Origin of the sequence: Streptomyces anandii JCM 4720 (assembly GCF_014650655.1) — a bacterium.
GTDB classification, from domain to species: Bacteria; Actinomycetota; Actinomycetes; order Streptomycetales; family Streptomycetaceae; genus Streptomyces; species Streptomyces anandii.
This window is the reverse complement of record NZ_BMVJ01000014.1, coordinates 43,610-51,102: the sequence shown is the minus strand read 5'-3', so window position 1 is coordinate 51,102 and position 7,493 is coordinate 43,610. Positions and strand designations below refer to the sequence as shown.

The following is a 7,493-nucleotide window of genomic DNA, read 5'->3' as shown; positions in this document are numbered from 1 at the left end:
TCGCGGACCTGTGCGGCCGCGTCCCTGGCCCGGCGCCGGGCCTGACGCACCTCGCGGCCCAGGTCCCGTGCGCGGTCGCCTGCCTGCCGGGCGGCCTCACGTGACTGCTGCTGCTCCTGCTCGGCCTCCCGCAGTCGGCGGGAGAGGTCGGTGACACGCTCCTCGGCCTGTTGCCGCTCCGTCTCCGCCCGGCTCTGCTCCTCCTCGGCGGCGGCCAGCTGACCCTCGCGGGCGCGGAGTTCCTGTTCGGCCTCCGCCGCCTGCCGCTCGGCGCGCTCCAGACGCTCCCGCTGTTCGCGGCGGCGGGCCCGCGCGGCCTCCGGTTCGCCCACCTCGCCGGCGGACCGGGCGGCACGGCGCCGTGCGGGGGCCGGTTTCCCGGCGGGGGCGGCCGAGTCCGTGGCGGCGGGGAAGCCGACGGGTGCGTTCAGGGGCTTGGTCAGGCGGCCCTTCGCCCACTCCCCGGCCGCCTCCGGGTCGGTGAGCACCGCGTGCAGGGTGTCCTGGATCTCCTGCCGGGCGGCCTCGCCGATGCGCTGCCCGGCCCGCGCCGCCAGTCGCTCCGCCTGCCGGGCCAGGGCGAAGGTGAGCCGGTGCTGCCGCGCCGACAGTTCCCGCAGCTGCTCGCCGTCCAGGTCCTGGTGGGCCTGACGCAGCGCCTCCCCCAGTCGCAGCAGGCCGTCCACCTCGTCCGGGCTCTCGCGCACCAGCAGGTTGCTCGCCCACGCGGCCGTCGTCGGCCGCCGCAGCCGCCGGATCCGCCCGGCCAGCTCCCGGTCCCCCGCGGCCCGTGCCTCCTTGGACCGCTCGTCCCGTACGGCCGTGAAGTCACCCGGCGCGAGGGCGTACAGCTCGTCGACGACAGCGTCCAGCTCCACTCACGCCTCCCACCGGTCACCTCCACTTTCCACAATTCTGTCACCGTTCGCCCGGAATGCCCCGACCGTCGAGGGCGCGGCCCGGGACCTGCTCGCAGTCCAGGTCCCGGGCCGCGCCGGCATACGCCGCCGGTCAGTACTGGGTGGAGACGGTCACCCCGGAGAAGCTCTGCGCTCCATAGAGGGTGATGTAGTTGTAGCCGGACGGGGGGTTGGTGACGGTCAGGGTGTGGCTGTTGCCCGCACCGGTCGCACGGCTCGTGTAGCTGGTACTGGTGGCCCAGCCGCTGCCGCTGTAGTACAGGTCGGCGTCACCGCTGCCGCCGGACGTGGTGATCTTGAGCTGGGACACACCGGACGGCAGGTAGATGTAGAGGTAGTCGTTGCCGCCGGCCGCGCCCGAGCGGTTGCTGCGCTTGCAGTTCTGGTCGAGCATCCGGGTGTCGGCGCCTGTGCACTCGGTGCCGGTGCCGCCGCCGGAGCCCACCGTGACGGTCTTGGTGACCGTGCCGATCGCGCCCTTGTCGTCCTTGACGGTGAGCTTGACGCTGTAGGTGCCCGCCGCGTTGTACGTCTTGCTGGGGTTGGCGGCGGTGGAGGTGGTTCCGTCGCCGAAGTCCCAGGACCTCGACGCGATGGTGCCGTCGGAGTCCGTGGACTGGTCGGTGAAGGTGGCGGTCAGGTTGCTGACGGAGGCGGTGAACGCGGCGGTGGGGGCGTTGTTCCCGGGCGGGTTGGTGCTCCCGCCGCAGCTGCCGGCCGCGCAGCCCGCCAGCCACGTGTACCAGTCGCTGTCGTAGCGGCCGCCGATCGTGCCGGTGAGGTAGGCGCGCGCGGCGTTCCAGTTGCCGGAGCGGTAGTAGCCGAGGACGGTGGTCATGTCGGAGGGGTGGTTCTCCAGCATGTACCGGACGGCGAGGTAGCCCCAACGGTAGATGCGTGTGGTGTCGTTGCTGTAGGTGGTGTCGAACAGGGTGCTCAGGGCGTACGTGCCGCGTCCGGCCTCGGTCATCGCCTCGTTGTAGGTGACGCCGCGGTAGGAGTAGGAGACGTACTCGGCGAAGCCCTCGATCCACCACACGGTCGGGGTCGTCACGCCGGCGTTGAAGTCGCCGTACATGTCGAACCGGCCGTCGAGGTAGTGCGTGTACTCGTGGTTGAGGTTCCAGATCTGGAAGGCCGGGCGCAGCCACTCGGCCTCGTAGGCGATGAAGCGGGGCTGGTTGCCGGCGGCGGCCGGGTCGCCCTCCAGGTACATGCCGCCGTTGTTGGTGTCGATGCCGTACATGGCGCCGGCATAGGTCTGGTAGTCGGTGCTGGAGTCGAAGACGACGACCTCGATGGTGGTGTTGCCGTCGCCCGCGACGGGGCCGTTGTCGTGCACCACGCTGTGGAAGTAGGCGTCCTGGTTGCGCAGGCTGGCGCAGGTGGACGACAGCTCACTGGAGGTCATCTGCTGGGCCTTGATGGTGATGCTGGAGCTGCACGGGTACGTCACCGTCAGCACCGAGCCGGCGAGCTGCCGCTGAAGGTCGCAGGTGCCGTAGTAGGAGCAGTTGGCCTTGTCGTAGTAGTCGGTCATCTCGGCCACGCCGACCCACAGCGGGGCGGTGTTGCCCTTGATCGAGCTGGAGTTCAGCAGTCCGGCGGCCAGCGGGCGGACCTTGGTCTGCAGGGTGGAGTGCTGGAGGAACCGGCCCAGTTCACGTCCCGCGTTGGAGGTCAGGTACGACTGGTCCGTGCCCAGCAGCGAGGTGTGGGCGGCGGCGAAGTTGTAGAGCGCGTCGATCAGGCTCGGGTCCGACTGGACGGCCGTGACGAACTCGGGCACCTGGTGGCCGCGGAACGTCACGGTGTAGACGTTGTTGACCGCGTTGAGCATCCACCAGGACGTGTTCCAGGAGGAGTTGTAGTCCGCGAGCAGGCGCTTGACGACGTAGATGTAGCGGGCGTTCTCCTCGGAGCTGTCGATGAGGGTGACCGCCTCGGCCAGCGTCTCGCCGTTGGCGTCGGTGACGTCACGGGAGTGGGCGCTGGCGAAGAACGCGTCGAGTCCGGCGCGGACGGCCGTCTTCAGGCCGGAGCCGTAGGCGCCCACCGTGCCGGAGTTGTAGTACTGGACGTAGTAGCCGGCGCGCAGATAGAGCACCAACTGCGGCATTCCGGTGGTGGAGTTGCCCGGATAGGCCGCAGAGCCGTCGCGCAGGGCGTAGGCGACGGCAGTCATCTGCGACTCGCGGAAGGCGTTGTAGGCGTCGCTTCCGGTGAGGCTGAACAGCGTGTTGACGCAGTCGGTCGTGGACGACTTGATCTGCTGCACCAGGGCGCTGCCGGTGCGGCTGGTGAAGTCCGCGACGTTGCACGCGGCGACCGCGGCGGCCTTCTTGCCGGTACGGGCCTGGTCGCGGCCGGCCACGTCCATCGACTTGGAGGGCCGCAGCGGTAGCGTCTCCGGGCGGCCGTAGGGCTCCTTGAGCGGGTCCTTGCTCGCCGCCAGCGGCGGTATCTGGGATGCCTTCAGCCGTCCCTTGCCGACGTGGTCGGTGTCGGTGGCGGCGGTCTGCGCCATGGGCGCGGGGTCGTGGTGCTCGGCGGCGCCGGCCGTCGTGTGCGCGGTGTGCGCCGGGGCGCCGGTCCGCGCGGCGGCCGGCTGGGCGAGCATTCCCGCGCCCATGGCCCACGCCAGGGCCAGGGGGAGCGCCGCGCCCAGACTTCGCCGGACGAGTGTGGTTCTCACTTACGCCTCCCATGAGGGGTTGGACCACGCCGTGCGTGGCCGATGGGATCCGCTGATGTGCAGGCCGTGCGTCCGGGGAGAAGGGCCGCGCTCTCGCTGGGGAGCTGGGGAGCGGTTCCGCCCCGCATGCGCTGCGTGATGGCGCTTGGCATGGCCACGACCTATGCCATGTACCATTGCACACGTGACATGGTTCCGGAAGTCGTCCGTGCCGATCGGAGGCCGCGAGTTGCCGCGGAGGGCGCCGCGAGGGCGGCGGAAGCCCTGATCAGAACGGCCTTGCGGGACAGAAGAGTTGTTGGGGGACGAGCCACCGGCGCGTGCGGGCAGCCGTCGGCATCACGCGCAGCCGGGCCGGGTCCGACCGGCCGACCGCCGGAGCTACCGGCCGCCGGAGCTATTGGTCGCGGAAGTCACCGCTCGCCGTGACTACCGATCGCCGTGACTACCGATCGTTAGCCACCTGTCGCGGCAGTCACCGGTCGCCGTGACTACCGATCGTTAGCCACCGGTCGCGGCAGTCACCGCTCGCCGTGACTACCGGTCGCCGAGCCGGAGTGCGGGCTCGGCGGCCTTCGCGTCGGCCCGGCCGTCCGCCCACAGGGTGCGGATGTGCGCGAGGTGGCGGCGCATGCACTTCTCCGCCTCACGCGCCTTGCCGGCGACGATCAGGTCGAGCAGCTCGATGTGCTCCTGCGCCGACGCCACCAGGCGACCGGACTCGTCGAGGTTGGCCAGCCCGTACAGGCGGGACCGCTTGCGCAGGTCGGCCACCACCTCGACGAGGTGCTGGTTGCCGGCGAGCGCCAGCAGTTCGAGGTGGAAGCGGTGATCGGCTTCCAGGTACGCGAGCACGTCGTGCTCCTCGGCCGCCGTCACGATCTGCCGCGCCAGCGGACGCAGAGCCTCGAGCTGCTCGGCCCGCGCCGACCTGGCGACCCGTCCCACGGTGGGCACCTCGATGAGGGTCCGGATCTCGGTGAACTCGTCGAGGTCCCGGTCGGTCATCTCGGTGATGCGGAAACCCTTGTTGCGGACCGCTTCGACCAGGCCCTCCCTGGCGAGGTCGAGCATGGCCTCGCGCACCGGGGTCGCCGAGACACCGAGTTCCGCGGCCAGGCTGGGGGCGGAGTACACGACACCGGGGCGCAGCTCGCCCGCGATGAGCGCGGCGCGCAGCGCGTTGGCCACCTGGTCCCGCAGATGCGTCTGGACCGAGATCACCTGCGGTTTGAGATGAGGCATCGCCGCTCCCTGAGCCCTCGGTCCGATCACCTCCCACTATACAATGTCACGTTACCTGGTTACGCCGTGCTCACAGGGACGCCATCCACGCCTCCGTCTCGTCGGCGCCGCGCGGCAGGCCCGCGGACAGGCACAGGGCCCCGTCGGCGGTGATCACGAAGTCGTCCTCGATGCGGACGCCGATGCCGCGCAGTTCCTCGGGGACCGTCAGATCGTCGGGCTGGAAGTACAGGCCGGGTTCGACGGTCAGGACGTGCCCGGCCTCCAGGACACCGTCCATATAGGTCCCGCCGCGGGCACCGGCGCAGTCGTGGCAGTCCAGGCCCAGCATGTGCCCCGAACCGCACACGGTGTACCGGCGGTACGGGTCGGGGTCCGAGAAGGAACCCGAGCCCGAGCCCGGGTCTGAGTCGGCGCCGGAGGCAAGGTCAGGACCGGGGCCGAGGCCGTTGTCCCGCGTCGTGCGGCCGGCCGGTCGCAGGCCCCAGGAGTCGAGCCCCTCGGCGATCACCCGCATCGCGGCGGCGTGGAAGTCGCCGTAGCGCGCGCCGGGCCGCAGCGCGGCGATGCCCGCCGACTGCGCGGCGAACACCAGGTCGTGGACCCGGCGTTGGACATCGGTGAAGCGTCCGCCGGCCGGCAGGGTCCTGGTGACGTCCCCGGTGTAGAAGGAGTCGGCCTCGACGCCCGCGTCCAGCAGGAGCAGATCGCCCTCGCGCACCGGCCCGTCGTTGCGCATCCAGTGCAGCACGCAGGCGTGCGCCCCGGCCGCCGCGATGGTCTCGAAGCCGAGGCCGTGCCCCTCCAGCCGGGCACGCCGGTTGAAGGTGCCCTCGATCCAGCGCTCGCCGCGCGCGAGGCGCATGGCATGGGGCAACTCACCGGCGACGTCGTGGAACCCGGCGACGGTGGCGCCCACGGCCGCACGCAGTTGGTCGATCTCCCACTCGTCCTTGACCAGCCGCGACTCCGCCAGGAACGTCAGCAGTTCGGCCTCGGCCCCGGGCGACGGCGGCACCAGCGCGTCGACGAGCGGGTCCTCGCCGCGCACCACGCGGGTCGGGACATCTCCCGTCAGGGCCCGCTCCAGGCCGTCGCGGGCGGCGGCCTCGACGCCGAGGGCCTGCTCGGTCTCGGCGAGGGTCCGCCGCCGCCCGGTCCAGAACTCGCCGTGGCGGCGGTCGCTGTGGAACTCCGCGCCGTTGGGTCCGCCGTCACGCGGTGAGCGGGGCCGGGTGAACAGGGTGGCCGAGTGGCCGCTCCCGGTGGGCTCCAGGACGAGGACGCTGTCCGGGACGGCCCGCGTCCCCTGTTCGGCGGTGAGGTGGACGAACGCGGAGTGCGGCCGGAAGGTGTAGTCGAAGTCGTTGCTCCTGACCTTCAGTCCGCCCGAGGGGACGACGATCCGTTCGCCGGGGAAGCGTTCGGACAGCGCCGAGCGCCGCTTGGCCGCGCACGCCGCCCCGGACAGCGGCGGCAGGCGCGTACGGGTGTCCGCCCACCCTCCCCGGAAGGGGTCGGCCACCGCGGCCGGGACCTCGCCTCCGTCATCGTGCGGGCCGTGCTGATCCCTGTGTGACATGTGTCTTTCCCCCAATGCGGTGGATGCCGATGGAAGCCGTAGGACGTCAGCCGCGCAGCCGCGCCATCCAGTCCTCCACCTCGTCGGCGCGGCGCGGCAGGCCGGCCGACAGGTTCTCGTTGCCGTCCGCGGTGACCAGGACGTCGTCCTCGATCCGGACGCCGGTGCCGCGCAGTTCGGCGGGGACCGTCAGATCGTCGGGCTGGAAGTACAGGCCCGGCTCGACGGTGAGCACCATGCCCGCTTCGAGGGTGCCGTCGACGTACGTCTTGGTCCGGGCCCTGGCGCAGTCGTGCACGTCCAGGCCGAGCATGTGGCCGGTCCCGGCCAGGGTCCAGCGCCGGTGGAGCCCGAGTTCGAAGGCCTCGGCCGCCGACCGGCGTCCGAACAGGCCCCAGGCCGCGATGCGTTCGGCGAGCACCCGCTGGGCGGCCTCGTGGAAGTCGCGGTACCCGGCGCCGGGCCGCACGGCGGCGATGCCGGCCTCCTGGGCCGCGAACACCGCTTCGTAGACCTCGCGTTGCAGCGGTGTGAAGCGGCCGTCGACCGGCAGGGTGCGGGTCACGTCGGCGGTGTAGAGGTTGCGGGTCTCCACTCCGGCGTCGAGCAGCAGGAGGTCGCCGGGGCGGGCCTCGCCGTCGTTGCGGACCCAGTGCAGGGTGGTCGCGTGCGGTCCGGCCGCGCAGATCGAGCCGTAGCCGACGTCGTTGCCCTCGACGCGGGCGCGCGTCCGGAAGGTGCCCTCAATGAGGCGCTCCGGGGTGGGCGCGGCGCTGCCGAGGACGCGTACCACGTCCTCGAAGCCGCGGGCGGTGGCCTCGCAGGCGAAGCGCAGGTCGGCGATCTCGAACTCGTCCTTGACCAGGCGCATTTCGGAAAGGGCGGTACGGAGCTCCTCGTCGGCGCCGGCCATGACCTTGCCGGCCAGGGCCGCGTCGACGGCCGGGTCGTGGCCCCGCAGCAGCCGTACCGGGCCGGTGGCCGCGTCCAGCAGTGCGGTGAGCGCGCGGACGTCTCGGCAGGGCAGGCCGAGGAGGCGCTCGCTCTCGGT

At 71.8% G+C, this 7,493-nt stretch carries 5 protein-coding genes; all 5 read right to left on the bottom strand.

The window, feature by feature from the left end; translation table 11 throughout:
* Window positions 1-878: hypothetical protein (locus tag IE249_RS23860; RefSeq protein ID WP_189707728.1), on the bottom strand; the 878-nt coding region annotated here is incomplete at its 3' end.
* Window positions 879-1,011: 133 nt separating this feature from the next.
* Entirely contained in the window at window positions 1,012-3,615 is a 2,604-nt protein-coding gene (locus IE249_RS23855) for a collagenase (protein WP_229859136.1), read from the bottom strand.
* Between the two features lie 537 nt (window positions 3,616-4,152).
* Window positions 4,153-4,860 (bottom strand): GntR family transcriptional regulator, encoded by a 708-nt coding sequence (locus IE249_RS23850; protein ID WP_189707726.1) that lies wholly within the window; start codon window positions 4,858-4,860, stop codon window positions 4,153-4,155.
* Window positions 4,861-4,930: 70 nt separating this feature from the next.
* Window positions 4,931-6,442, bottom strand: a complete 1,512-nt coding sequence (locus tag IE249_RS23845) for an aminopeptidase P family protein (protein ID WP_189707724.1) — start codon at window positions 6,440-6,442, stop codon at window positions 4,931-4,933.
* Window positions 6,443-6,488: 46 nt separating this feature from the next.
* Window positions 6,489-7,493, bottom strand: a 1,005-nt coding sequence (locus IE249_RS38310; protein ID WP_229859133.1) for a M24B family metallopeptidase, incomplete at its 5' end; no start/stop codon positions are given.